The organism is Dokdonia sp. Asnod1-B02, from assembly GCF_045063955.1.
In the GTDB taxonomy this organism is placed as follows: domain Bacteria; phylum Bacteroidota; class Bacteroidia; order Flavobacteriales; family Flavobacteriaceae; genus Dokdonia.
Genome location: NZ_JBEFNW010000002.1, coordinates 1,250,730 through 1,274,322 on the forward strand (window position 1 = coordinate 1,250,730; position 23,593 = coordinate 1,274,322).

At 37.9% G+C, this 23,593-nt stretch carries 26 protein-coding genes and 3 tRNA genes; 7 read left to right on the forward strand and 22 right to left on the reverse strand.

The genetic code is table 11. The features are described from left to right. The first annotated feature begins 89 nt into the window (after positions 1–89). Positions 90–1,685, forward strand: a complete 1,596-nt coding sequence (gene bshC / locus ACJJVU_RS05690; protein ID WP_405223185.1) for a bacillithiol biosynthesis cysteine-adding enzyme BshC — start codon at positions 90–92, stop codon at positions 1,683–1,685. Between the two features lie 27 nt (positions 1,686–1,712). Here the strand turns inward: bshC and ACJJVU_RS05695 are convergent, their stop codons facing one another. Further along, positions 1,713–2,246, reverse strand: a complete 534-nt coding sequence (locus ACJJVU_RS05695) for a hypothetical protein (RefSeq protein WP_396597164.1) — start codon at positions 2,244–2,246, stop codon at positions 1,713–1,715. A gap of 2 nt (positions 2,247–2,248) precedes the next feature. After that, positions 2,249–2,704 (reverse strand): tRNA (cytidine(34)-2'-O)-methyltransferase, encoded by a 456-nt coding sequence (locus ACJJVU_RS05700; RefSeq protein WP_035336066.1) that lies wholly within the window; start codon positions 2,702–2,704, stop codon positions 2,249–2,251. 122 nt (positions 2,705–2,826) lie between these two features. Here ACJJVU_RS05700 and ACJJVU_RS05705 point away from each other — a divergent pair, with 122 nt between their 5' ends. Together ACJJVU_RS05705 and ACJJVU_RS05710 are read left to right on the forward strand one after the other, a co-directional pair. Next, entirely contained in the window at positions 2,827–4,002 is a 1,176-nt protein-coding gene (locus ACJJVU_RS05705) for a BamA/TamA family outer membrane protein (RefSeq protein WP_405223189.1), read from the forward strand. Between the two features lie 87 nt (positions 4,003–4,089). Continuing rightward, a complete protein-coding gene (locus tag ACJJVU_RS05710) occupies positions 4,090–5,412 on the forward strand; it encodes a M24 family metallopeptidase (protein WP_405223192.1) in 1,323 nt (440 codons plus the stop codon). A gap of 4 nt (positions 5,413–5,416) precedes the next feature. Here ACJJVU_RS05710 and ACJJVU_RS05715 read toward each other — a convergent pair whose 3' ends face one another. The 9 genes from ACJJVU_RS05715 to ACJJVU_RS05755 all read right to left on the reverse strand — a co-directional run bounded on the left by ACJJVU_RS05715 (position 5,417) and on the right by ACJJVU_RS05755 (position 11,952). Beyond that, positions 5,417–6,433: a glycosyltransferase family 2 protein gene (locus ACJJVU_RS05715; RefSeq protein ID WP_405223195.1), complete on the reverse strand. Its 1,017-nt coding sequence runs from the start codon at positions 6,431–6,433 to the stop codon at positions 5,417–5,419. After that, positions 6,424–7,416 (reverse strand): NAD-dependent epimerase/dehydratase family protein, encoded by a 993-nt coding sequence (locus ACJJVU_RS05720; protein WP_405223198.1) that lies wholly within the window; start codon positions 7,414–7,416, stop codon positions 6,424–6,426. Before ACJJVU_RS05720 ends, ACJJVU_RS05715 begins: the two co-directional genes overlap by 10 nt. A 92-nt stretch (positions 7,417–7,508) precedes the next feature. Further along, positions 7,509–7,976: a sterol desaturase family protein gene (locus ACJJVU_RS05725; protein ID WP_013751435.1), complete on the reverse strand. Its 468-nt coding sequence runs from the start codon at positions 7,974–7,976 to the stop codon at positions 7,509–7,511. A gap of 16 nt (positions 7,977–7,992) precedes the next feature. Further along, positions 7,993–8,832: a phytoene/squalene synthase family protein gene (locus ACJJVU_RS05730; protein ID WP_298328592.1), complete on the reverse strand. Its 840-nt coding sequence runs from the start codon at positions 8,830–8,832 to the stop codon at positions 7,993–7,995. A 1-nt stretch (position 8,833) separates the two neighbouring features. Further along, entirely contained in the window at positions 8,834–10,294 is a 1,461-nt protein-coding gene (locus tag ACJJVU_RS05735) for a phytoene desaturase family protein (protein WP_405223202.1), read from the reverse strand. Further along, positions 10,287–11,216, reverse strand: a complete 930-nt coding sequence (locus ACJJVU_RS05740; protein ID WP_298328588.1) for a MerR family transcriptional regulator — start codon at positions 11,214–11,216, stop codon at positions 10,287–10,289. Before ACJJVU_RS05740 ends, ACJJVU_RS05735 begins: the two co-directional genes overlap by 8 nt. A 235-nt stretch (positions 11,217–11,451) precedes the next feature. After that, positions 11,452–11,534 (reverse strand) — tRNA-Leu (locus ACJJVU_RS05745). 145 nt (positions 11,535–11,679) lie between these two features. Further along, positions 11,680–11,752, reverse strand: a tRNA-Lys gene (locus ACJJVU_RS05750). Between the two features lie 127 nt (positions 11,753–11,879). Continuing rightward, positions 11,880–11,952 (reverse strand) — tRNA-Lys (locus ACJJVU_RS05755). Positions 11,953–12,072: 120 nt separating this feature from the next. On the opposite strand from ACJJVU_RS05755, the gene ACJJVU_RS05760 reads away from it, so the two are divergent. Further along, positions 12,073–12,594: a shikimate kinase gene (locus ACJJVU_RS05760; RefSeq protein ID WP_405223205.1), complete on the forward strand. Its 522-nt coding sequence runs from the start codon at positions 12,073–12,075 to the stop codon at positions 12,592–12,594. Here ACJJVU_RS05760 and ACJJVU_RS05765 read toward each other — a convergent pair. Next, positions 12,586–13,089: a phosphoribosyltransferase family protein gene (locus ACJJVU_RS05765; protein ID WP_405223208.1), complete on the reverse strand. Its 504-nt coding sequence runs from the start codon at positions 13,087–13,089 to the stop codon at positions 12,586–12,588. The genes ACJJVU_RS05760 and ACJJVU_RS05765 overlap by 9 nt on opposite strands. A 41-nt stretch (positions 13,090–13,130) precedes the next feature. Further along, positions 13,131–13,526, reverse strand: a complete 396-nt coding sequence (locus tag ACJJVU_RS05770; protein ID WP_298328582.1) for an RNA-binding S4 domain-containing protein — start codon at positions 13,524–13,526, stop codon at positions 13,131–13,133. 89 nt (positions 13,527–13,615) lie between these two features. Between ACJJVU_RS05770 and ACJJVU_RS05775 the strand changes: the two genes are divergently transcribed. Continuing rightward, positions 13,616–14,638 carry an FKBP-type peptidyl-prolyl cis-trans isomerase gene (locus tag ACJJVU_RS05775; protein ID WP_405223211.1) on the forward strand — a complete coding sequence of 341 codons (1,023 nt, stop codon included), beginning with the start codon at positions 13,616–13,618 and terminating at the stop codon, positions 14,636–14,638. Between the two features lie 295 nt (positions 14,639–14,933). On the opposite strand, the gene ACJJVU_RS05780 is transcribed toward ACJJVU_RS05775, so the two are convergent. From ACJJVU_RS05780 to pyrE, 5 genes are all read right to left on the reverse strand, one after another. After that, positions 14,934–15,563, reverse strand: a complete 630-nt coding sequence (locus ACJJVU_RS05780; RefSeq protein WP_298328578.1) for an outer membrane beta-barrel protein — start codon at positions 15,561–15,563, stop codon at positions 14,934–14,936. A 98-nt stretch (positions 15,564–15,661) separates the two neighbouring features. After that, positions 15,662–16,615, reverse strand: a complete 954-nt coding sequence (locus ACJJVU_RS05785; protein WP_405223214.1) for a transketolase family protein — start codon at positions 16,613–16,615, stop codon at positions 15,662–15,664. 48 nt (positions 16,616–16,663) lie between these two features. Next, positions 16,664–17,509 carry a transketolase gene (locus ACJJVU_RS05790; RefSeq protein WP_013751445.1) on the reverse strand — a complete coding sequence of 282 codons (846 nt, stop codon included), beginning with the start codon at positions 17,507–17,509 and terminating at the stop codon, positions 16,664–16,666. 110 nt (positions 17,510–17,619) lie between these two features. Then, positions 17,620–18,012 carry an orotate phosphoribosyltransferase gene (locus ACJJVU_RS05795; RefSeq protein ID WP_013751446.1) on the reverse strand — a complete coding sequence of 131 codons (393 nt, stop codon included), beginning with the start codon at positions 18,010–18,012 and terminating at the stop codon, positions 17,620–17,622. 16 nt (positions 18,013–18,028) lie between these two features. Beyond that, entirely contained in the window at positions 18,029–18,670 is a 642-nt protein-coding gene (pyrE, locus tag ACJJVU_RS05800; protein WP_405223218.1) for an orotate phosphoribosyltransferase, read from the reverse strand. Positions 18,671–18,677: 7 nt separating this feature from the next. Between pyrE and ACJJVU_RS05805 the strand changes: the two genes are divergently transcribed. Beyond that, the gene (locus ACJJVU_RS05805; RefSeq protein ID WP_405223221.1) at positions 18,678–19,301 is read left to right on the forward strand and encodes an NUDIX hydrolase; all 624 of its coding nucleotides are present in this window, start codon (positions 18,678–18,680) and stop codon (positions 19,299–19,301) included. Here the strand turns inward: ACJJVU_RS05805 and ACJJVU_RS05810 are convergent. The 3 genes from ACJJVU_RS05810 to ACJJVU_RS05820 all read right to left on the reverse strand — a co-directional run bounded on the left by ACJJVU_RS05810 (position 19,269) and on the right by ACJJVU_RS05820 (position 22,511). Continuing rightward, entirely contained in the window at positions 19,269–21,017 is a 1,749-nt protein-coding gene (locus tag ACJJVU_RS05810) for a M14 family metallopeptidase (RefSeq protein ID WP_405223224.1), read from the reverse strand. The genes ACJJVU_RS05805 and ACJJVU_RS05810 overlap by 33 nt on opposite strands. Positions 21,018–21,123: 106 nt before the next feature. Then, entirely contained in the window at positions 21,124–21,783 is a 660-nt protein-coding gene (locus ACJJVU_RS05815; protein WP_405223227.1) for a uracil-DNA glycosylase family protein, read from the reverse strand. Continuing rightward, entirely contained in the window at positions 21,783–22,511 is a 729-nt protein-coding gene (locus ACJJVU_RS05820; protein WP_405223230.1) for a hypothetical protein, read from the reverse strand. Before ACJJVU_RS05820 ends, ACJJVU_RS05815 begins: the two co-directional genes overlap by 1 nt. A gap of 67 nt (positions 22,512–22,578) precedes the next feature. Here ACJJVU_RS05820 and ACJJVU_RS05825 point away from each other — a divergent pair, with 67 nt between their 5' ends. After that, the gene (locus ACJJVU_RS05825) at positions 22,579–22,740 is read left to right on the forward strand and encodes a 30S ribosomal protein THX (protein WP_405223233.1); all 162 of its coding nucleotides are present in this window, start codon (positions 22,579–22,581) and stop codon (positions 22,738–22,740) included. Positions 22,741–22,826: 86 nt separating this feature from the next. Here ACJJVU_RS05825 and yaaA read toward each other — a convergent pair whose 3' ends face one another. Next, a complete protein-coding gene (gene yaaA / locus ACJJVU_RS05830; protein WP_405223235.1) occupies positions 22,827–23,591 on the reverse strand; it encodes a peroxide stress protein YaaA in 765 nt (254 codons plus the stop codon). Between the last annotated feature and the right edge of the window lie 2 nt (positions 23,592–23,593).

The window sequence follows — 23,593 nt, forward strand, 5'->3', positions numbered from 1 at the left end:
AAAGAGCTCGCCGCAAATCAGCGTTTTAACGTTTTTTTGGGAAAAGTCGCTATTTAACGGATTTATCTTTACTATCTAAACCATAATTTATGCCAACTGACTGTCTGCCGTACCGTGAAACTGGGTATTTTTCTAATCTTATCACAAACTATTTAGATCAAGAAGAAGCACTTAAGCCCTTTTATCACAGATTTCCTACAGCAGATAATCTTATCAAACAGGCAGCAGAGAAGGGACAATTTTTTAGTCCGCTTTCGCGAAAGCGTTTATACGATTCCCTTATCGCGCAATATAAAAATACAAATACCTCTGCCGAGACGCAGCTCAACCTAGAGCATCTTGCTAGCGAAAACACGTTTACCATCACCACAGGGCACCAGCTCAATTTATTTACGGGGCCGCTCTACTTTTTATATAAAATTATCTCTGTTATTAATCTCTGCAAGGAGCTTAAAGAGAAAGATCCAGACCGCAATTATGTGCCTATTTACTGGATGGCGACAGAGGATCACGATTTTGACGAGATTAACTACTTTAATTTTCAAGGTAAAAAAGTACAATGGAATCGTGAGGACGGTGGCGCCGTAGGCGAACTCTCAACCGATGGGCTGGCTGAGGTACTAGCATTGTTTAAAACGCAGCTGGGGACTTCTAGAAATGCGGAGTACCTCTCAAAACTTTTTAGTGATGCCTACCTAAATCACGATAACCTGGCAGATGCAACGCGCTATCTAGGTAACGAGCTTTTTGGTGAGTACGGCCTTGTCATTGTAGATGGTAACGACGCGGGACTTAAAGAGCTATTTGCTCCTTATGTACAACGAGAATTGCTAGAGGGCGTGTCACACGCAAAGGTGACACAGCAAACCGAGCAACTCACTGCGCTAGGGTATCCAGAGCAAGTGCATCCTCGTGAGATTAACTTGTTTTACATAAAAGAAGGTATACGTGAGCGTATTATCAAAGTGGATGATGTGTATGTGGTAAATGATACAGATATCCGCTTTCGCGAAAATGAGATACTCAACGAGCTTGCTAACCATCCAGAACGGTTCTCGCCTAACGCTTTGCTGAGACCACTTTTTCAAGAAGTGATTTTACCGAATCTTTGTTACATAGGTGGAGGCGGAGAGCTGGCGTACTGGTTCCAACTTAAAACATATTTTGAAGAAGTGGGAGTTCCATTTCCAGCATTATTACTTCGTAACTCGGCATTAATACGTACCGAAAAGCAACGTACAAAGGCAGAAAATCTAGGCGTGTCATTGCCAAATTTATTTCTAAAACAAAACGAACTCATTAACCGAAAGGTACGTGCCATCTCAAATATAGAGATAGACTTCTCTGCACAACGCAGCTTCTTAAAAGAGCAGTTTAAAGCAATGCACTTACTAGCCGAAGAGACAGATGCTAGTTTTATAGGAGCCGTAAAAGCACAAGAAGTAAAACAACTCAAAGGTTTAGAAAACTTAGAGAGTAGATTGCTACGTGCACAAAAGCGTAAACTAAGTGATCACGTACAACGGCTAGTAGATTTACAAAACGAAGTTTTCCCAATGCAAAGCCTGCAAGAAAGAAATACCAACTTCTCACAGTTTTATCTAGAATTTGGCGAGCAACTCATCCCTGAGTTAGTAAATGCGCTGGAGCCACTAGGAGGCGAGTTTACAGTGGTTACTTTGTAGGGGGTTGTATCTAATGGAAGGGTGAATCTAATTAAACATTAGATTGCCTTCGCTATCCCTTTTTCCTACCATAGCCATTCCACAAGCACATCCTTGCCTTCTCGTACATTCAGAATAGGGAATTGTTTTGTTTTCGAGTGCTTCTGTTATAGATATGTATGTTCCAGTTAGTTCTTTACTTTCGTCACAATCTTTACATCCTATAATACCAAAGTGATAGTGTAAAGAATTGCGTCTGTTTTGTAATTCTATATTAACTTTTGTAAGATTATATAATGCCAGAATTTCATTAGCTTTTCTGTGCTCAATTCTTCTTCGAAAATCAAGCATAGCTGAATAAATCTTTAAATTTCTTTCGTAAAAGCCTAGAACATCATTTGATTGAATTTTATTTTCGTTAAGTAGGTTGTTGAAAATAAACCAAAGGTAGTTGTCAATACTCTCGGTATTAGTTTTCTTCCAAGTTTCATAGTAATCAATGATATTTTGCTCTTCCATCCCAAACTGAGAAAAAAAATTCATATATTTTTCAATAAGCCATTCAAGGTTTCTTTTATTCATATCTATAAATTCAACTGCCTTATTCCCTCATAAGCTACAATTCCCACGGCATTTGCGAGATTTAAACTTCTGATATGTTCGCTAAATAATGGGATTTTATAAAGTTGGTCCGGGTGTTTTTCGGTGATTTCTTTTGGGAGTCCTTTAGATTCTTTTCCAAAGACGAGAAATAGGTCTTCTTCAAAAGGAATGTCATAATGTGACTTTGTGCCGTGACTTGAGAGAAAGGCCATTTTCGCGAAAGCGTTCTTTTTAAAAAAGTCTTCTGTATTATCATAATACTGTACGTCTAGATGCTGCCAGTAATCAAGACCTGCGCGTTTAAGGCGGGTGTCGTCTATCTCAAAACCAAAGGGTTTTACAAGGTGCAACTTGCAGCCAGAACCGAGGGCAAGCCTACCTATGTTACCTGTGTTGTTTGGGATTTCTGGATTGATGAGTACAATATTGAGCATAATGGCTTGCTTGATGGGATGTATGGTGTATAAATGGTGTGTGAGATACTAATGTTATCACAAAAACTAAAGCTTGTCACGGGCTATAACTCCCGTCTACAGTATCTTTACCCAAAAATAGCATTTTGAGAGTAAACTACTTCCCCCAGAAAATTATATATACCGTTGTAATCCTTCTTTTTTCTTTAGGAAATACGCAGACTGCACAAGCGCAGGATTTTGAAAAAATCAAAGAGTTTTTTACATTTTACCCAAACCACAAGGCAGTTGAGCAAGATTCTACGCTATATGCATCTAAGTTTATAGCAGCACCCGTTGTGAGTTATAGCCCAGAGACAAATTTTGCCTTTGGAACGGGAGCAAAGTATCTGTTTAAATTTAATGGTAGTGGAGAGGAGACGCGTGTGTCTAATATGCCTATAACGCTGCAGTACACACTTAATAGTCAGTTTTTTATTTATTCAGGATTTGAGATTTTTACGAATCAAGAGAAGTGGGTGATAGAAGGTAATATCCTTTTTCAAAATTATCCAAGACTGTTTTATGGTTTTGGCACAAACGCACCAGAAAGTGCAGAGGAGGAGTATAATTATTACCAGTTGCTCGTAGAGCCTATCTTTTTAAAACAGGCTTTTACACGTTACCTTTTTGTGGGTGCTGGTGTGCGATTTAATCACATTTACTCAGTCGACATAGAAGAGGGCGGACTAATAGATCAAACCAGACCTACTGGTTATGATGGTTCTACATCACTAGGTGTTGAGGTTGCATCACTTTATGACAGTAGAAATAATGTGCTAAACTCAAATAATGGGTGGTACTTAGAAGCTACAAGAGGACAATATTTTGAAGGGCTAGGAGGTACACATAATTTTAACCTAACTCGTTTTGACCTTAGACACTATATGAAGCCTTTTGCAAATAAGGAGGATGTAATTGCCGTTAATTTTGTTGGGAGATTCACACGTGGTGATTTACCATTTTCTGAGTTTTCGTTTCTTGGAGGTAGTGAGATTATGCGTGGTTATAGAGAAGGCCGTTACGTAGGTAGAGATTTACTGGCGAGCCAGGTAGAATATAGAAAGACGTTTAAGAACTCTCGTTTTGGCGCTGTATTGTTTGCAGGTGGAGGTGATATCTATAATGATGTGAGCGATTTTCAGTTTAAGAACTTAAAACCTACCTATGGAGGTGGTCTTCGTTTTATGATAGATAAGGAAGAACGTCTTAATCTTCGTTTTGATGTAGGTTTTGGTAGAGGCTCTAGTGAGTTTTACTTAGGGATTGCAGAGGCATTTTAATAGCGAGCGGCTAGTTTAATTTGCATCATTTTATTTTTAGAGATAGGAACAAAATTTCTATATTACTCTGAAAATAACACTGATACGATGCTTAAACCTGTACTCTTTTTTCTTTCCATTTTTTTAGTTTGTAGTTGTGCTCAACAACAAGAACCAGAAGTTGCCATAAACCCAGAATCTTACTGGGGAGAAAACCCTTGGCCAGACATTAGAAAGAAACGTATTAGTCAGCTATTACCGCAAGCGCTCAAAACTGCAGAGGTAGATTGCTGGATGACTATTTGTAGAGAAAATAATAATGACCCCATTGCAAATCACATAGGAGGAGAAAATGCTGGTGGCACCGCCGTGTTTTTATTTTACAACGATGCAACTGGGTTTCATTCTAAGGTATTCTCACCTTCTGGAGAAGCAACTGCGCTAGATGACCTAGATATACACGAGGAGGTCGTGAGTGTAGCGCGAGGAACCTCTGCTATTGAGCAAGCCTCAGATTTTATCAAAACAAAAGATTTTAAACGTATTGCCGTAAACACATCTTCAAAAAATGTGATGGCAGACGGACTTACGCATACACAGTATGAAGAAATTGCTACTGCCTTAGGTGACGAAACCTCAAAACTAGTATCCTCTGAAGAGGTTGTCTATGAGTGGTTATCTATAAAGCTACCAGAAGAAGTTGCCATCTTAAAGAAAGCAGCAAAGCTAACTGCCCAGTGGCAGATTGAAGCCTACGAGCAAGTAGTACCTGGCACATCTACAGATGCAGACATTGCAAAATATTTAAAACAAAGAATGACCGAGTATGGCGTGACAGATGGATGGGCACCTGCTCAAAATCCTAATGTAAATTCTGGGCCAGACCGTGGGCACTCGCACGCTACAGATAAAGTAATTATGCCTGGTGATGTGATACAAATAGATTTTGGTATCAAAGTATATGACAGGTGGGTGACAGATATACAGCGATTTGCATATGTTTTAAAAGAGGGTGAGAGCGAGGCTCCAGATGAGATTATACACTACTGGGAAAGTTCTAAAGCTGGAAATAGGGCAGCACTCGCTGCGATGCAACCTGGCGTAAAAGGAGTAGATGTAGATAGAGCCCAGCGCGTACTTATGGAAAAAGCAGGGTCTGATTATGTGATGTGGAGCACGGGTCACCCCGTAGGCTATGTCGCTCACGATGTAGGACCTAATCTAGGAGGTTCTCAAGCATCACACGTGAGACCAGCCTCAGAAAAAGTGATCAAGGAAGGGATGACCTTTGCCTTTGACGGTTTTCACTCTTGGAAACTAGCAGACGGCGGTGTAAAAACAATGTCTGTAGAGGAGATGGCTGTAGTAAGAGAAAATGGAGCGGAGTATCTTATCGCTCCACAAGAAGAACTTGTTATTATCTCAAATTAATTATCTACGCAAAAAACCAATAATCTTTAACCGCTTCTTTGCCCCAGGCATCGAGTAGTGCTTGTATTTCCTTCTTACCATCTGGAGAAGAAACTACAATCATAATCTGCGCATTTTCTATAGATGGGACATCTGTAAAAGATTGCATACGTACATCATAAATGTCTTTACCTATCTGTTTCTCATTATTTGAAACCCAGTGAAAGGTGTCATTATACGATTGTAAAATTTTAGCCATATCCTTACCATTGCGACCGGCACCCCAGAGTACGAGTGGTCGTGTGTTATCACGATCTATCTCATAGAAGAAACGCATTTTCATATCAAAATAGCGATTGTCCTTATACTCATCCCAAGTACGTGAGATACGGTTAGAGCGATCACGCCAGTGGTGAAGTATGGCATCTATCCCTATAACTTTGAGCCCGTGTTTATACATACGGAAACACAAATCATAATCTTCTGGATAGATAACAGGATCAAAAGCACCTACGGCATCAAAATCATCTTTATGAATCATCCAGCAATGTGACGGGATAACGCACTCTTTATAAATCTGCTGGTAATGTGTGCTTGTTCTTGCCACTTCATTAAGCCAGCGCTCATAGCGTAAAAAACCGTCACCTACCTCGCCTTCATCTACAAAGTGCTCTGTACCTCCAGCGATCACGTGCCCTTTTCCATACTTATGCCACTCATCTACGAGAAGCTGAATTTTATAATCTGGCATTTTATCATCAGAGTCCATCCTGTTGAGCAGGGTTCCGCGTACTTCTCTGTATCCACATTGTAATGTTGGGATGAGCTTATAGCCATTACTGTCAAAAACACGAACGCGTGCATCTTGCTTTGCAAATGCCGCAAGTATCTCTGGAGTCTCATCTGTACTGTGATCATTTACAGCAATAAGTTCCCAGTTTTGATACGTCTGGTTTATAATGGAATTTATGCAATCGTGTAGATATGGAGCCGTGTCTTTTACGGCCATTATGATAGATACGAGGGGTTGATTTACTGCCACGATTTTGGAAGATTTTTTGTGATTTCTATAGAGTCAAAAGTACTACTTTCTCTCGCGCCGTGTTCAGTTACCCATTTTGCGGTTTCTTGTAATCCTTGTGCAAGTGTTGTGGCTGGCTTTGGGCTAAAGATTTCTGTAAATTTTGAGTGGTCTGCATAGGCGTGTACTACTTCCTCGCGCTCTTCAAGATGGTTGATGGTTACCTCTTTTTTCATAGCAAGTCCTACTTCTTTAGCTAGATCATTTACCGTGTTTTCGGTGTCTGCGCCTATGTTAAAGATTTGGTTGTCCGCTTTCGCGAAAGCGTAACTAGCCGCAATATAAGGAGCTACGTCATCTATGTAAGTAAAGGCACGGGTCTGATTTCCATCGCCAAAGATGGTAAGCGGTTCGTCCTTTAAAATCTGATTCATAAATATACCCACCACATTGCGATATTTATCTCCGATGTTTTGTCCAGGCCCATACACATTATGCGGGCGAAAGATAATATAGTCTAGCCCAAACATCTTATGTGCATTATCGAGATCCATCTCTACCGCATATTTTGCAATACCATATGGGTCTTCGGGTTGTGGTTTTTGCGATTCCTTGAGCGGTAATTCTTGAGTTCCATACACAGCAATAGAGCTCGTAAAGATGAACTTCTTTATGTTGTGATTAACCGCTGCATTAATGAGATTGATGCTCCCAATGAGGTTATTCTCGTAGTTAAACTTACGTATAAAATGGCTTAATCCTTCGGCGGCATATGCAGCTAGATGGTATACGTAGTCAAAATTATATTGATTAAATATAGCGTCAATAAGTGAGACATCTGTGATAGAGCCATTGATAAATGTTGCGCCTTCTGGAATGTTGTCTTCAAAACCACCAGAGAGATCATCAAGTATAACGACTTGATGATTTAAATCTAGTAAATGACGAGCAATATGACTTCCTATAAAGCCAGCTCCACCAGTAACTAATGAGGTTATTTGCATGCTGCAAACTTAGAAAAAGGAATTGAGAGGAGTGTTGTTTTGCTTTCGCGAAAGCATAAAAAAAACCACCTTTTACAGTGGTCTTTTATATTTTATCTCTTGCTTGCTCTCGCTTGCTTGAAGTATTTTACTGGAGGAAAGAGCATCCCAAAAGATTCTCCATCTCCTTTACCTAAATGTTTATGGTGCATTTTATGTGCACGTCTGAGCGCTTTACCGTACCATCCATTTGCATTACGAAATAACTTAAATCGCTGGTGTATAAAGATGTCGTGTACGCCAAAATATGCAAGGCCGTAAGCAAAAATACCTAAGCCTATAGGTAGGCCTATCCACACGCCTTCATACTGCCACAATAAGAAACAGCCTATTGAAACTAGGGCATAAAAAATAAAGAAGAGGTCATTTTTTTCCCACCAAGAGTTGTGTTTTTTGTGGTGGTGATCTTGATGAAGTGACCATAAAAAGCCATGCATCACATATTTATGTGTTGCCCAGGCTAGAAATTCCATTACGACGAATGTCATTACAAAAACGAGTATCCAAAGAAATGTTTGCATTAGTATAGGGTAAAATTTAAATGAGGTTTAAACGATATTTCACATAGCTACGAGCCAATAGACTAGCTTTTACATAATCTGGCACTCGTACACGTGTATTTTTAATTTCGGCAGAAGGTACTTTCTTGAGTTTAGTAAGCAGCTTTTTGTAATATCTAAAAGCAGTGTACACTCCAAACTTAGCTTCTATAGGTAGTCTGTTGATTCCCGCAAGACCTTTGGCGAAGTCTTCTTCTATATCTGCAATGATGCTTTGCTTTGAAGCTTCGTCAAGTTCGTGCAGATTTGTATCTGGAAAGTAGGTTCTACTTAGTCCTTCAAAATCTGCTTTGAGATCACGTAAGAAGTTTACTTTTTGAAAAGCAGAGCCTAGACTCATGGCGCTTTCCTTAAGAGATTCATACTGCTCCTTATCTCCTTGTACAAAAACGGTAAGGCACATAAGGCCTACTACATCTGCACTTCCATAGATATACTCTCTGTACTCTGCATCTGTTAAGTAGTCTGACTTTGTAAGGTCAAGACGCATACTTTTCATAAAAGCATCTATGTGCTCTTGTTCTATAGCAAACTTGTGCACCGTCTCTTGAAAAGCATTGAGAATAGGGTTTAAGCTTATCTTGTCTTCTAGCGCATTTTTAAGATCTTGGTCAAAACGCTCAAAAAGAAGCGCTTTATCATAATCATGAAAAGAGTCTACAATCTCATCTGCAAAGCGTACGAAACCATAAATATTGTAAATGTCCTGTCTTATTGACGGCGCAAGCATCTTTGTAGCGCTGGCAAAGGAAGTACTATAAGATTGGGTTACAACCTTTGCACAACTTCTGGAAACGGTGTCAAATAATGATTTCATATTAACTTTTAATTTTTGCTATAAGTTGGGAAGTTAGCTTACCAGATATAAGTGCTGGAGGAACTCCAGGACCAGGAACCGTTAACTGCCCAGTAAAGTACAAATTTTTCACTTTTTTACTTCTTAAATTCGGTCTAAGAAATGCAGTTTGTTTTAAAGTGTTTGCCATTCCGTATGCATTTCCTTTAAAACTGTTGTATTCGCTTATAAAGTCCTTGACGCAAAAAGACTCATTAAATAGTATGTGACTTCTAAAATCTTGATCAGAAAGTCGCTCTAGTCGTTCCATTATAATGTCAAAATATTTATCTCTAAGTGCTTGTGTATCTTCTACTCCTGGTGCTATTGGTATCAAGAAAAATCCATTTTCTTTACCAGCTGGAGCCATAGTATCATCACTTATAGATGGAAAATTTGCGTAGAATAATGGTTCTTTAGGCCAAGCAAGATCATCATAAATAGTTCTTGCGTGTTCATTAAAATCGGTATCAAAAAATAAATTATGATGAGCGACTTTTTCAAATTTCTTATCAAATCCTACATAAAATAGGAGGGAAGATGGTGCAAAAACTCGGCTATCCCAATATTTCTCTGAATACTGACGATCCGAAGGTTCTAGTAAAGTCTCTGTATGGTGATAGTCTGCGCCACTTACTACGATGTCTGCATTAACCGTTTCTCCATTGACAACAATCCCTTTAGTTACTCCGTTTTCTACAATGATTTTTGATGCGCCTGCATCTGTATGCATGGTTACACCTAGACTTCCGGCTAGTGAGATCATTCCTTGAATAACAGAATGCATACCACCTTTAGGGTGCCAAGTGCCCAAGCCAAAATCTGCATAGTTCATAAAGCGATAAAAAGCAGGCGTCTTGTCTGGTTTTGCACCAAGAAAAAGTACTGGAAATTCTAAGATAGAAACAAGCTTCTCATTTTTAAATGCTTTACGCACATCATCACTTATCGTTTTGAAAAATTGTGCAACTCGTACGGCAGTCTCCGGTGTTACTAGTTCAAATGGAGAAAGGCCAGGTTTATTTACTACATCATTAATAGCAATGTCATAATTAACCCCTGCTTCTTTGATGAATTTTTTTAATGCTGGTGAGCTGCCCGGTTCTATGCGTTCAAATTCTATAGCAATTTTATCAAGGGTGTCACCTATGGTCACAATCTCATCTGCAAACCAAACATGATATGCAGGATCCAGTTTTTCTAAGCTGTAATAATCTGATACTTTCTTTCCAAAATCACCAAAGAATTTCTCAAAAATGTCTGGCATCCAGTACCAGCTAGGTCCCATATCAAAGGTAAATCCATCACGTTTGAGCTGTCTTGCTCGTCCTCCTAGCGTACTGTTTTTTTCATAAAGATGAACCTCGTTTCCTGCTTTGGCAAGATAACTTGCTGCAGATAGAGAGGAAAATCCAGAACCTATGATTATAATTTTTTTATGCATATGATGGGGTAGACTGTTTTATAACATTTACAAACTCTCTTATGCTAAGCATAATATGAATATTTGAAGGGATCTTTGTTTCATCTATTTTACTAGTCATTGCGCCTAATACGTATAAATCTAATTTCTGATTTTCAAAAACAGCATTAAAATCTTCAAAGTATTGAGGAATCTCACTTTCTAAGGGATTAACAGTGAAGTAAGATGCAAATGATAGATTAGGATGGTTAACTGATAGATATTTCAAATTTGAAAGCATAATACTTTGTCCTAAGTAAATAACTTTATACCCGTGAGAAACCAATTCGTAATTAAGAAATAATAATCCTAGCTCGTGTATTTCATTTTCAGGCAGGAAAAGCGCAAATGTCTTCTCTTTTAACGGTGGGACACTGATTTGCGTTTTTTCAATATTAATAAGAATTTTATGCTTGATGAGATTGAATATAAAATGCTCGTGCGATGGATTTATGGTGTCCGTTTGCCATAACAATCCTATTTCGTGTAGTAATGGTATAAAGACTTCATAAAATATATCTACAAAGGGCTTCGTCTCATTAAGTGCATTGTATGTTTTATGAAATAAATTTTGATCAAAATTCATCATTGCTATCTTAAATGAATTGATAGCATGATTTTCACTAGACTCATTAGATTCAGAAATTAAGCTTGCAACAAGTGCTGCTATTTCTTTTGTAGAGTGACGGGCAATTTTTGAGATTTTGTATTTATGCTCCGTAAGAAACACAACATTAAGTAATTTCTGTAAATCGCTTAGTGCATATGTTCTAATATTGGTATCCGTACGTTGTGGTTCAAGGAGTCCATATCTTTTTTCCCATATACGTATAGTATGTGCCTTAATGCCACTTAGGCCTTCAAGGTCCTTTATACTAAATTTTGTCTTTACAGCATTTTTCATAAAACTCCTTATTTATATGTAAAAGTATGGAATTAAATTATTTTGTTTAACCTATGAGTATTAAAATTTAAACAAAGTTTATGAAAATGTAGTTACGCTTTCGCGAAAGCGTGATAATTTAAGGTAGGAATTAGTTTTATGAATCTTCTGAAGCCTTATCGCTTAATGGGTTGTGGAATATCTATGGAAGAATTGTAATAAAAAAGAGAGTTAATCATGTGATTAACTCTCTTTGTACCCGGAATGGGACTTGAACCCACACGCAACTAGTGCACACGGCCCTCAACCGTGCCTGTCTACCAATTTCAGCACCCGGGTAGATAAGCGGCATTTTATCAATGCGGCTGCAAATATAAAATGTTCTTGTGAGACTCTAGAGTGAAACTAAAACTATTTTTAAGGGTTGTTGAATTTAAAGCATAAAAAAACCTTCATCTAGTGATGAAGGTTTGTACTCATAAAGTGACCTGGCCGGGGCTCGAACCCGGGACCCTCTCCTTAAAAGGGAGATGCTCTACCAACTGAGCTACCAGGTCGTCATTTTAACGAGGGTGCAAATATAAAGTCTTCTTTCGAAACTCAAAGCATAATCTGAAATTATTTTTTGAATTTTTTTTGCATAAAAAAACCTCCATCAAAAGATGGAGGTTTGCACTTATCAAGTGACCTGGCCGGGGCTCGAACCCGGGACCCTCTCCTTAAAAGGGAGATGCTCTACCAACTGAGCTACCAGGTCATTGCCTCATTGCGGGTGCAAATATACATCTAATTAATTCTTATTTCCAAACCTTTTAAATAAAATTTTCATTCTTTTTTTTAGTTTAATATATACCTTTGTTTTTCAATAAGTTCGCATATGAAATATTTTTTAATGGGGTACATGGGGTCAGGAAAATCAACCATTGGACCACTACTCGCTGAAGCACTTTCTTACAAATTTTTAGATTTTGATACCTATATAGAAGAGGCAGAGGGAAATAGTATCTCAGAAATATTTAAAAATAAAGGTGAAATTTATTTTAGAAAAGCCGAAACAAGACATCTAAAAGCGTTAATTGATGAGAATGATGACGATATAGTAGTCGCTTTAGGTGGTGGAACACCTTGTTATGGAAACAACTTGGAGCTCATTAAAGAAGCAAATGCAAAGACAATGTACCTTAATTGGAATTTTAAAGTACTTGCAAATAGATTATGGGAGGCAAAAGAGGAGCGCCCATTGATTGCGAGCATGCAATCACTAGAAGATCTAGAAGACTATATAAGAAAGCATTTATTTGAGAGAGGGTTTTATTATAACCAGGCGGATGTTGTGATTAAAGTAGAAACCCAATTACCAGAAGAATTAACTGCCGAAATTTTAGAGAAACTACTCTAAAACAGCAGTGTCGTTGCCTTTTCTAAAGCTGACTTTTACAGATTCATTAAGTGATGTACTTAAAGAGATGCCTTTGAAATCTGCTTTTACGGGGTATTTTTTGTGATTTCTATTTACTAGTACAGCTGTCTTAAATCTCTTTAATGGCACATCAAGAAAATGTTTTACGCCATATACGAGCGTAGTTCCAGAATTGAGAACATCGTCTATAAGAATTACAGATTTGTTTTGGTATTCACTTGCAGGAAGACTCGTTTGTACAGTACCTAGCGGATTTTTCTTATCCATAGTCACTTTACAAAGAATTGTCTTGAGAGGAGATATCTCTGCAAGAACCATAGCGAGACGTTCGGCAAATTTGTAACCGTTATCTGCAATGCCTGCTAGAATCACTTCTTCTTCATTTGCATTGCTTTCGTAGATTTGAAAGGCAATGCGCTTTGTTTTATGAGCTATTGCTTGATGATCTAATATTTTCTCCAGTTTAACTTTCATATCTGTGCTAGCTTATGGGTTAAAGATATTCAATTAACCTACTATTCTTCTTCATCGCTTTTAAAAAAATCGTCATTGTTGTAAATCTCATCAATGCTTCTTCTGTCTTTTTTAGTAGGGCGACCCACTCCTTTTTTACGATAATAATCTTTTGAATATTTAAGTAATTCTAGTTTCTCAAGATTTTCCTTAGGAGTTTTGTCGCGCACATACATGCCTACTAGTTTTGCACCTAGCCTGCTTTCAGGTAGGTCAAGGACCTCTAGTACGTAAGTGACTTGGTTTTTACGCACAGAAATGGTGTCAGAAGGATATATGTCTCGAGAAGGTTTAATAGAGGTGTTGTTAATTTTGACTTGACCTTTCTTGCAAGCTGCTGTAGCTATAGATCTAGTCTTAAAGTAGCGCACGCACCATAAATATTTGTCTACTCTCATATAAAAAGGGGTAAAACCGCGTTAATAAAGGTAAAGTAATGTGCAAAAATACATCAAAATTGTATCTTGCAGTCCTTAAATTAAAATTGATGAAATTAAGAAATTACCTAGGTTTAGCGATAGTTTTACTACTATGTGTTGGTTGTCCCTCTGACGATGATGGTATCGTAGCGGTTGCTGCCCTTGATAGAGGAGAGCAAGCGATAGAGGATGATGCAGAAATACGCGAGTATTTAGAGACACACTTTTATAATTATGAAGAGTTTGAAAATCCTACAGCAGATTTTGACTACAAAATACGTTTTGATACTATTGCTTCGATAAATAGTGATAAAACTCCAATAATTGATAGACCCGAGTTAACAAGTATTACTTATAATCGTGTTGACACAGATCAAACGGTTTACATTCTTACAGCAAGACAAGGATCTAGTGAGAAGCCGGCAGCTACTTACACAGATTCTACATTAGTAACATATACAGGTAGAAATTTAAATAGTAGTGTTTTTGATTCCTCGCCTAATCCTGTATGGTTTGATCTCACTGGGACCATAGACGGTTTTCAAAATGGTATTGCTGGTTTTAAAGGAGCTGGTGCTGGACCAGTAGAGAATGGGGATGGCACAACAACCTATGAAGATTACGGAGTGGGTGCTGTTTTTATTCCTAGTGGACTAGCTTATTTTAACCTACCTCCTGGAAGTGTTGAGATTTATAGTCCCCTTGTATTCACATTTTCAATTTTTGATGTAATCATAACAGATCATGATGGTGACGGGATTATATCTATCAATGAAGATTTGGATGGAAATGGTTTTCTTTTTGACGAAGCAGATAATCCAGATGACGATTTTGCGTTTGCATATCAAGATCCAGATGATGACAATGATGGTGTAACCACTAGATTAGAAATCATACTTGATGAGGATGGGAATTTAGTTTCGTTTATCGATACAGATGGAGACGGCATAAGCAATCACCTAGATAGCGATGATGATGGTGATGGTAGAGATACCCTAGATGAAATTGTAATCAATAGTACAACGGGAGTTGTTACATATACAGATACAGATGGAGACGGTACTCCTGATTATCTAGATGCAGATAGCTAGGATGTAAACACGCTTTCGTGAAAGCGTAATAAACATACTTAAAAGGCACATTGTTTGAACAATGTGCCTTTTTTTTGTTTGAACTGATTTTTGATGCTGAATTAAGTGATTTGAGAAGGTTATCAAAGATGTTAAGTGGTTCGATATGTAGATTATAAATTTCTACATCGAGGCTAGAGGTTGAGCATAATACTTGTTTTATGTTCCTCTTAAAAATAGGCACAAGGTATACCAAAAAGAAAATCGGGTACTCTTATAAAGAATACCCGATTTTAAAAGCTATAATTTTTTAAAGCTAGTTCCCTCCATCAAGAGAGTACGATAAACTTAAAATCCATTGCGATGGTCTTGCATCTACTTTAAACCCTACACTATTATCTTCAGCCTGAGCTTCTGTTACAATGGTATTGTCTGTAAATGCTCCTTCATATCTCACATCAATTCCTAGCTTACCAAATGAAAGCCCTGCACCTAGTTGGTAGCCTACAGTAAATGAATTTTCCGGATCTTCAAAATCAATGTCTATGCCGTCAAATTCATCATCTATAATGTACTGAAAAGAAGGTCCAGCCTTCACATTTAAAGGACCTATAACATTGAAACCTACGAGTACTGGAATGTCAATTTTTGACAATTCATAATCAATACTATTTGAGCCTGAAATATTGCTCTGATATTCTGTATTAATTTTAGTGTAAAGCAGTTCTGGTTGTATAAAAATACCAGCAAACACTGCCTTGTAATAAATACCAGCATGAAAGCCAGACTTATTTTCTTTGTCAAAAGTACTTTCGGCAAATTCTGAGGTAAACTCTAGATCGCCTACAGATCCATAATTGAGTCCGCCCTTGATTCCGAAGCCAGCGCTTTGGCTAAATGCAGTCATACCTGATAAGAGTAATACTGCTACAATGATTTTTTTCATAATTGAAGTTTTATTGATTAATAAAGAGACAAATAAAAAGGCAGTATGTTACAATCATACTGCCTATGTCTTTTTATATAAACGGTTGTGTTGTTTGATTATTTTCTAGCAACTACTTTTTCTACAGCCTTTACAATAGCATCAGCATTAAGCCCGTACTTTTCCATAAGTTGTGCTGGCGTTCCACTTTCTCCAAAGGTATCTGCTGTCGCAACATACTCTTGTGGCACAGGGTGAGTAAGAGATAGCTCTCTTGCTACACTTTCTCCTAGACCTCCTAAAAAGTTATGCTCCTCTGCAGTTACCACGCATCCAGTCTTTTTTACAGATTTGATGATTGCCTCTGCATCTAGAGGTTTGATAGTGTGTATATTGATTACATCTGCTGTGATGCCGTTTTCGTTAAGTACTTTGCAAGCCTCAAGCGCTTCCCATACTAGGTGGCCAGTCGCAACAATAGTTACATCATTACCTTCTTGTAATTGTACTGCTTTCCCTATTTCAAATTTTTGATCTTCTGGAGTAAAGTTAGCTACTACTGGACGTCCAAAACGTAAATAAACTGGCCCTACGTGATCTGCAAGAGCTATAGTAGCCGCTTTGGTCTGGTTATAATCACACGTATTTATTACTGTCATCCCTGGTAACATCTTCATGAGTCCGATGTCTTCAAGAATTTGGTGCGTAGCACCATCTTCACCTAAGGTAAGACCTGCGTGAGATGCACAGATTTTTACATTCTTATCAGAATATGCGATAGACTGTCTAATCTGGTCATAAACACGACCCGTAGAGAAGTTTGCAAAAGTTCCTGTAAAAGGAATTTTACCACCTATAGTAAGTCCTGCTGCGATACCCATCATATTTGCTTCGGCAATTCCTATTTGGAAAAAACGTTCAGGATTTTCATCTATAAACGTCTGTATTTTCAGAGAACCTATAAGATCTGCACAAAGAGAAACGACATTAGGATTTGTTCTTCCTAATTCTGTCATTCCAGCTCCAAAACCTGATCTTGTATCCTTACTGCCTGTATTTTCGTATGTTTTCATTGTAATGATTTTTGGTACGCTTTCGCGAAAGCGTAATAAGAAAAAGGTTTAGTAGTCGCCTAAAGTTTCTGGATTCTGTGCTAGAGCACTCGCGAGTTGCTCATCATTAGGAGCTTTACCATGCCACGCGTGTGTGCCCATCATAAAGTCTACACCGTTACCCATGATTGTGTGTAATAATACACAAACTGGTTTTCCGTTTCCAGAAAGATCTTTGGCTTGATTCATTCCTTTTACAATAGCTTCTACATCATTTCCTTGCTCGATATCAAGAACAATCCACCCGAAAGCTTCAAATTTTGCACGAACGCTTCCCATGTTTAATACGTGGTCTGTACTACCATCTATCTGCTGTCCGTTAAGATCTACGGTAGCGATAATATTATCAACCTTTTTTGCCGAAGCATACATAATTGCTTCCCAGTTTTGACCTTCTTGCAATTCACCGTCTCCCATTAAGGTATAGATAGTGTGGTTGTCTTTGTTAAGTTTTTTTGCTTGAGCTGCACCTACCGCAACACTTAATCCTTGACCTAGTGATCCAGAGGCGATACGCACTCCAGGAAGCCCTTCATGTGTAGTAGGGTGTCCTTGTAGTCTAGAGTTGAGTAATCTAAAAGTATTAAGCTCTTCGACTGGGAAATATCCAGAACGAGCTAATACACTATAAAAAACTGGAGAGATATGCCCGTTTGAAAGGAAGAAGAGGTCTTCTCCTATACCGTCCATATCAAAACCTTCTTTACGTTCCATAAGCTCTTGATAGAGAACCGAAATAAATTCGGCACATCCTAATGATCCGCCTGGGTGTCCAGAACTTACTTTGTGTACTTGTCGTACGATATCTCTACGCACTTGGGTTACAAATGCTTCTAGCTTCTCTATGTCTGCCATATTATTGAATTTATTATGTAAAAATAAGCATATAAAAAAGTCCTACCATCGAGATTGCTCAAGATTGTAGGACTTCTTTGATTTTTGCGAAATATTGAATTTAAACTGCGTTATGCAATTACATCCATATTATCAGAAAGTGTACCTATAAACTTTGTGATAGGTCCTTTAACCATCATCGCCATCATGGCGTTAAATTCTCCTTCAAAGTGAAGTTGTACCTCAGTTTTATCTGCTGCTAGTTCTTTAATATCTGCAGTAAGTTGGAAAGGTATTTTATCACTTGCTGCCCCTAGTACTACTTTACTATGAGGGATTCCTTCCTTAAGGTCTAATACTATTTCTGGCATACCTTTAAGTCCAAAAAGGAAACGTGTATCGCTTATCTTTTCAAACTTAGTATTCTCTGGCATCAATTTTTCAAAGTTCTCAATGTTCATTAAGAAATTATAAACTTCTTCTTGTGACTTGTTGAGCGTCTTTACAGGGCTTTCTAAATTCATTTAGGTTTTTTTAATATTATTTTTCCCAGGTTGACGGGCTCTTACGCCAGTTTTCTAGCGTTTCTTGTTGTGCTTCGGTAATAAAATTTGTGTCCCTAGCTTGTAGTAGTAAATGAGAGTAATCACTAAGTGTGTTTAGTGTAACTCCAGCTTCTTCAAAATTCTTAGTAGCGGTATCAAAACCGTAGGTAAAGATGGCAAGCATTCCTTTTACCGTCATGTTAGAATTTTTAAGAGCTTCTACTGCCATAAGGCTACTCTTACCTGTACTAATAAGATCTTCTATCACCACAACAGTGCTGTTAGGTTCTAGATGACCTTCTATCTGGTTTTTACGCCCGTGCTTCTTAGGCTCTGGACGTACATAAGCAAATGGTACGTTGAGATAATCTGCAACAAGCATACCAATACCTATGGCTCCTGTAGCAACACCCACAATAGCATCTGGCTTGCCGTAGATATTTTCTACTTGCTTTGCCATTTCTTGATGAATGTAGTTTCTAATAGGAGGATACGATAGTGTGATGCGGTTATCACAATAAATTGGGGATTTCCAACCAGAAGCCCATGTAAAAGGTTCTTGCGGTTGTAATTTTATTGCATTAATTTGCAAAAGCAATTCGGCAGTTTTTTTTGCCGTTTCTTTGTCTAAAATCATACTGCAAATGTATAAAGTTTTTGTGAATGATATTCCTATTATTCTATCTACAGAAAAGGTAATAGGGAAGAACTATAAAACCATCTCCATAAAGAAGGTCAAGATCAAGAAATTGATCAAGAAATTATATGATGGAGAACAGTTATATATTAACCTCTACCACCCTAAGGAAGAGAAGTTACTCAAGCACCTGCGCAAGAAACTTAAACTTGTAATAGCGGGCGGCGGACTCGTATATAACGATAAAAAAGAAATTCTTTTTATACATCGTAACGGTCGCTGGGACTTACCTAAAGGTAAAATCGAGAAAAAAGAAGATATAGAGGACTGTGCTATTAGAGAAGTAGAGGAGGAGACTGGTGTGACTGGTCTTACTATTAAAAGGCCACTGGAAATTACTTACCACGTTTTTAAACGTAATGGAGAGTTCCGTCTTAAGGAGACCTTCTGGTTTGAAATGCACACAAGCTGCACAGACGAGCTAGTGCCGCAAGCAAAGGAAGGTATTAAGAAAGCCAAGTGGCTCAACTTTGAAAAATCACAGAAAGCGCTTGATAAATCTTACGAAAATATCAAGCTTATCTTTCCTAAAGAATATTTAATTAAGCATCCTAACGATAGGGTAGCGTAGGTGTGCCTTCTCATAACTAGAAGATTTTTTATGAATCCAATCTAGCTGAGCGTACCAGTTATTAGCAAAATCAGGATTTAACGACTTCTTGAGATTAAACTCTATTCTAATTTTAGGGTGGGTCTCAAGAAATTGTTGAGCCTTATCTTCCCATACATATGGAGAGAAGCCTTCCTTCTGTTGTAATATGGTGTCAAAAAAGTTCCAGTTAAAGAAACTATCTGTCGCCTCTGGCTCTAGCGTTTCTAGAATGTAGCGTATTCCTTTCTGGTCTGTAGGCACTATGTAACCACCTCTTGGTATGGTAACTTCTTCTTCAGAAGTTTTTAAACTGGTGTTGTAATGTAAATAATGACCTTCATAAGGGCTATTTCGAGTTTCATAGGTGTCTATATGATATACTTGAGCTACAAATGTCGTGTCCTTTTTAAGCTGATCAAACTTAATGTCATTTGCCTTTAAGATAAGCGCAACATCTCTGTAACCCCTTGGGATTACATATGCTTTTGGTATCGTTACCTCCTTTGTAGGCTTGAAATAATCGTAGTACGTCACTTTTTTAGTAAAAGGTTTATTAACGTCATATTTAAGACGTTCCTTCCCGGTTACTTCACTAGGTTGCATCTTTCCTTCATATCCTAAGAAGTCTAGAGTGGTGGTTTTTGTGGTGTCTAACTCAAATTGTACAGGATAGGTTTCCGCTTTCGCGAAAGCGTTAAAAGCACCTTCACGCATTTCTTTAATCTTCGTGCCGTTTTCGGCAGTGATTTTCAAGATGCTTTTCATCAGCTCGTACGTTCCTTCTACTCTAGGTTTGTAGGGTTTGAGCATATGGGTTTCTACCATAAGCCCTATAGTATTCCATAGCGAGGTGAAACCCGTCGAGTAGCGTGGGTAATCCATAAACTGGCTAAAGCCTTTTTCTGGAGTGCTATTAAAGACGTTCACATAAGGAGTAATCTCCCAGTCTTTTGTCTTAAGGTCTTCCTCTAGCATAGGCTGGAACTCATCATGTACGTAGTCACCTAATGCTCCTCCTAGTTTGTTGTGTTGTGTAAAGAGATGTGTGAGCGTGTATTGATAATCTGCGCCATTGCTTACGTGATTATCTATAAAAACATCTGGCTCAATCATGTGATAAATTTCTGCAAAAGCGGCAGCATTTTTTGTGTCACGCTTTATAAAGTCACGGTTAAGATCATAGTTTTGAGCATTTCCGCGGAAACCATATTCTTTTGGTCCATTCTGATTGGTTCTCGTCCCGCTATTACGGTTAAGAGCGCCACCTACATTATAAATTGCAATCGCACTTACCCATGTATTTTCTGGAGCTTCTATTTTTCCTTGTGCAAGATCTCGCATGAGCATCATAGTAGCATCGATCCCGTCTGACTCGCCAGGGTGAATACCATTATTTATGAGAATACGACGCACATCTTTATCGTCAGAAAACTCACTGTCAAAACTTCGATTAGGATTAAAAGTAACTAGCGTGAGCGGTTCGCCAGCATCTGTCGTGCCTACTTCATAGGTTTTAATAGAGCGATACGCAGTATCAAGATCCTTATAAAAAGCGATGACTTCTTGGTAGGTTGGCGTTTCTGTACCTCCGCTTTTTTCAAAACGCGTAGTGAAGTCTTTATTTTCTGGATTATCTTTTGTGTCACCACAACTTATGATAATGGCGAGTAGTGGGAGTAAAAAAAGTCTTTTCATTTGGTTGTACTTGAAGTGTGAAGATACAAATTGGCTCAAAAATAAAAAGTAAGTTATTTTTGGATGTATAGTGTTTGAGTTACGCTTTCGCGAAAGCGTAAAAAAATTAAAAGAAAGGAGTGTATTGCAAGACTCTGAAGTCTATCGTATTGAATTGTGGATTTTCCCTTTTGAGTTGTTTGTATAGAGCAAGACTGCCCACGGCTCTGTTTGCCGCTCCAGAAGGTGCAGTGAGAGACACCGTTTTAATAGTGCGTCCTTGCCATTGAAACTGATGTACTCGGGGTACTTCGCTGCTTACCACTTTTAACTTTACATCCTTTTCTTTGCAAGCTTTCCTAAAGAAATACTCAGGGCCGTTTTTACTATTTCCTCCTGTGAATAATAGTGTTTCCACTTTAGGCGATTTGCTTAAGCAACCGAAAATATCTCTAAGCGTCACGTTAGTCATACCGATATCTGAAGCGTCTATTTTAATGCGCTCTGAGGAAGCGACAATATCACAAACACCAATATTACGAGATATGAGAAAATCTTTGCGCTCTTGAATGGCTTGCTCTGTAGTTTCAAAAGTAAGATTGAGATTGAAAATCTTATTTAAAATAGGCCATAGTTGCCCATCAATACTGCCGTAGCAAAAGTTTACATCTCCCGTTTTAAGAGTGCCATCTGTAAATCTAGGAGGAGGAAGTGTGCCTACAATGAGTTTTGTGGCGTTCTCAATATTAAACGGTGGATAAGGATGTGTATGTTTAAAAACAGACATTATGATTGTGTCGCAGCAACAAGTCTTTCTACTTCTATAAAAGTGTTTTTGTGTAGTTTTCTATTGGGTGTAGTAAGGTTTAAAAACTCTTCTTGCATCTCGTGTAGAACTTCTAGCGCTTTAGATTGCATCTTACTTTCAATATAAAATTTTGAGAGTTGCACGCGCTCAGGATAATTAGAATATCGCTGATCTATTTTTTTAAGGATAACTTCTGCCTCATCATCTTTCCCAGTTTTTGATAAGGCGAGCCCATATTTAAACTGTGCTTGCGACTTTTCAAAATCTGAGACGGCGCTCATTTTCTCACCTATGGCAATTACTTCATCATACTTTTCTTGCTCAAAAAGAGCAAGTAGTAATTGTGTGTTTGCATAGTAATCGTTTTTCTGACTTCCTTTTAAAACACTATCGTATTGAATCGCTGCCTCTTTAAAGTTGCCTATCGCAAGTAATGCATCGCCTAGCTCCACACGATTAGAATACGTGTCAGAAAATTCTACTTTCTTTTCTAGTTGGCTTATCTTTTTAGTAGGGTTAATAACCGCTGTAAATTCCTTTTGAACGACAGCAACATCCTTTTTATTGAAAATCTGAGCGATTACATATACTAGGCAGCCTATGGCAGGCAATAGGAGGATAGCAAAGTACCAGTAAAAACTATTTTTATTCTTGTAAACGTGGTAAGCACATGCCAGTTGTAGCGCAATAAGAATGTAATACGTCATAGTGATACTTTTTATTTATAAAGATAGTGTAGGCAGATGATTAACAGAATTTTAAAATAGGTTCTTTTTGAAAAATGCTACCTTGAGAATAACTAAAAATATGGATATGGGAAGAGGAGATAAAAAATCAAGAAGAGGAAAAATAAGCCGCGGAACTTTTGGCGCAAAAAGAAGAAAAAAAGGCAGGAAGAAAGCTAAGGATGCTGCGAAAATGCAGAAGGATAAGTAGTTGTTCTAGTATTATAAGATATTTTCCAGAGCGTAAAAAACCCATCATAGATTCCTCTGTGATGGGTTTTTAGTCATTGTAGACAATTACCTTGTAAATACAAATTCGTTTTTATCTTCATTAGACTCCTCTGCGCTGTATGCGTAGCCGTCATAATCAAATCCTTTAAGATCTTTTATGCTGTTTACATCTTTATCGATAATGTAACGCACCATCGAGCCACGTGCTTTTTTTGCGTAAAAAGCAATAATCTTTAGTTTACCATTTTTAAAATCTTTAAAGATAGGCGTGATTACGGGAACCTTAAGTTTTTTAGGCTGTACTGCTTTAAAGTATTCTTGGCTCGCAAGATTAACAAAAAGCTCATCATCTTCTAATTCCTCATTAAGACGATTAGTAAGCGTGTCTCCCCAAAACTCATATAAGTTCTTAGTGTTGTAGTATTCTAGCTTAGTTCCCATCTCAAGACGGTAAGCCTGCATTAAATCTAGTGGGCGTAATATTCCATACATACCACTTAAGATCCTTAGCGTGTCTTGAAGTTTGTCTAATTTTTCTGTTGGGATCGTGTATGCATCAAGACCTGTATACACATCGCCATCAAAAGTATAAACCGCTGGTCGCGCATTACTTTTTGTAAAAGGTGTTGTAAAATCTTGATAACGCTGGTAGTTTAAATCTGCCAGTTTCTCACTAATGTGCATTAAGTCTTGAATCTCTTTCTTTGTAGTATTTGAGAGTTTACTATTAAGCTTTTCTGCCTCTTCAAGAAACTGCGGTTGCGTAGCTCTTGTAGTAGGAAGTTTTGATTCAAAATTGAGTGACTTTGCTGGAGAAACAACGATTTTCATAA

Excerpts from the sequence above, each read along its gene's own strand:
- ACJJVU_RS05770 (WP_298328582.1), bottom strand. The coding sequence starts at position 13,526 with ATGAGAGTAGACAAATATTTATGGTGCGTGCGCTACTTTAAGACTAGA.
- ACJJVU_RS05725 (WP_013751435.1), bottom strand. The coding sequence starts at position 7,976 with ATGCAAACATTTCTTTGGATACTCGTTTTTGTAATGACATTCGTCGTA.
- ACJJVU_RS05735 (WP_405223202.1), bottom strand. The coding sequence starts at position 10,294 with ATGCATAAAAAAATTATAATCATAGGTTCTGGATTTTCCTCTCTATCT.
- ACJJVU_RS05815 (WP_405223227.1), bottom strand. The coding sequence starts at position 21,783 with ATGTCTGTTTTTAAACATACACATCCTTATCCACCGTTTAATATTGAG.
- ACJJVU_RS05805 (WP_405223221.1), top strand. The coding sequence starts at position 18,678 with ATGTATAAAGTTTTTGTGAATGATATTCCTATTATTCTATCTACAGAA.
- ACJJVU_RS05795 (WP_013751446.1), bottom strand. The coding sequence starts at position 18,012 with ATGAATTTAGAAAGCCCTGTAAAGACGCTCAACAAGTCACAAGAAGAA.
- yaaA (WP_405223235.1), bottom strand. The coding sequence starts at position 23,591 with ATGAAAATCGTTGTTTCTCCAGCAAAGTCACTCAATTTTGAATCAAAA.
- ACJJVU_RS05775 (WP_405223211.1), top strand. The coding sequence starts at position 13,616 with ATGAAATTAAGAAATTACCTAGGTTTAGCGATAGTTTTACTACTATGT.
- ACJJVU_RS05790 (WP_013751445.1), bottom strand. The coding sequence starts at position 17,509 with ATGGCAGACATAGAGAAGCTAGAAGCATTTGTAACCCAAGTGCGTAGA.
- ACJJVU_RS05710 (WP_405223192.1), top strand. The coding sequence starts at position 4,090 with ATGCTTAAACCTGTACTCTTTTTTCTTTCCATTTTTTTAGTTTGTAGT.
- ACJJVU_RS05730 (WP_298328592.1), bottom strand. The coding sequence starts at position 8,832 with ATGAAATCATTATTTGACACCGTTTCCAGAAGTTGTGCAAAGGTTGTA.
- ACJJVU_RS05740 (WP_298328588.1), bottom strand. The coding sequence starts at position 11,216 with ATGAAAAATGCTGTAAAGACAAAATTTAGTATAAAGGACCTTGAAGGC.
- ACJJVU_RS05810 (WP_405223224.1), bottom strand. The coding sequence starts at position 21,017 with ATGAAAAGACTTTTTTTACTCCCACTACTCGCCATTATCATAAGTTGT.
- bshC (WP_405223185.1), top strand. The coding sequence starts at position 90 with ATGCCAACTGACTGTCTGCCGTACCGTGAAACTGGGTATTTTTCTAAT.
- ACJJVU_RS05695 (WP_396597164.1), bottom strand. The coding sequence starts at position 2,246 with ATGAATAAAAGAAACCTTGAATGGCTTATTGAAAAATATATGAATTTT.
- ACJJVU_RS05760 (WP_405223205.1), top strand. The coding sequence starts at position 12,073 with ATGAAATATTTTTTAATGGGGTACATGGGGTCAGGAAAATCAACCATT.
- ACJJVU_RS05785 (WP_405223214.1), bottom strand. The coding sequence starts at position 16,615 with ATGAAAACATACGAAAATACAGGCAGTAAGGATACAAGATCAGGTTTT.
- pyrE (WP_405223218.1), bottom strand. The coding sequence starts at position 18,670 with ATGATTTTAGACAAAGAAACGGCAAAAAAAACTGCCGAATTGCTTTTG.
- ACJJVU_RS05780 (WP_298328578.1), bottom strand. The coding sequence starts at position 15,563 with ATGAAAAAAATCATTGTAGCAGTATTACTCTTATCAGGTATGACTGCA.
- ACJJVU_RS05720 (WP_405223198.1), bottom strand. The coding sequence starts at position 7,416 with ATGCAAATAACCTCATTAGTTACTGGTGGAGCTGGCTTTATAGGAAGT.
- ACJJVU_RS05765 (WP_405223208.1), bottom strand. The coding sequence starts at position 13,089 with ATGAAAGTTAAACTGGAGAAAATATTAGATCATCAAGCAATAGCTCAT.
- ACJJVU_RS05820 (WP_405223230.1), bottom strand. The coding sequence starts at position 22,511 with ATGACGTATTACATTCTTATTGCGCTACAACTGGCATGTGCTTACCAC.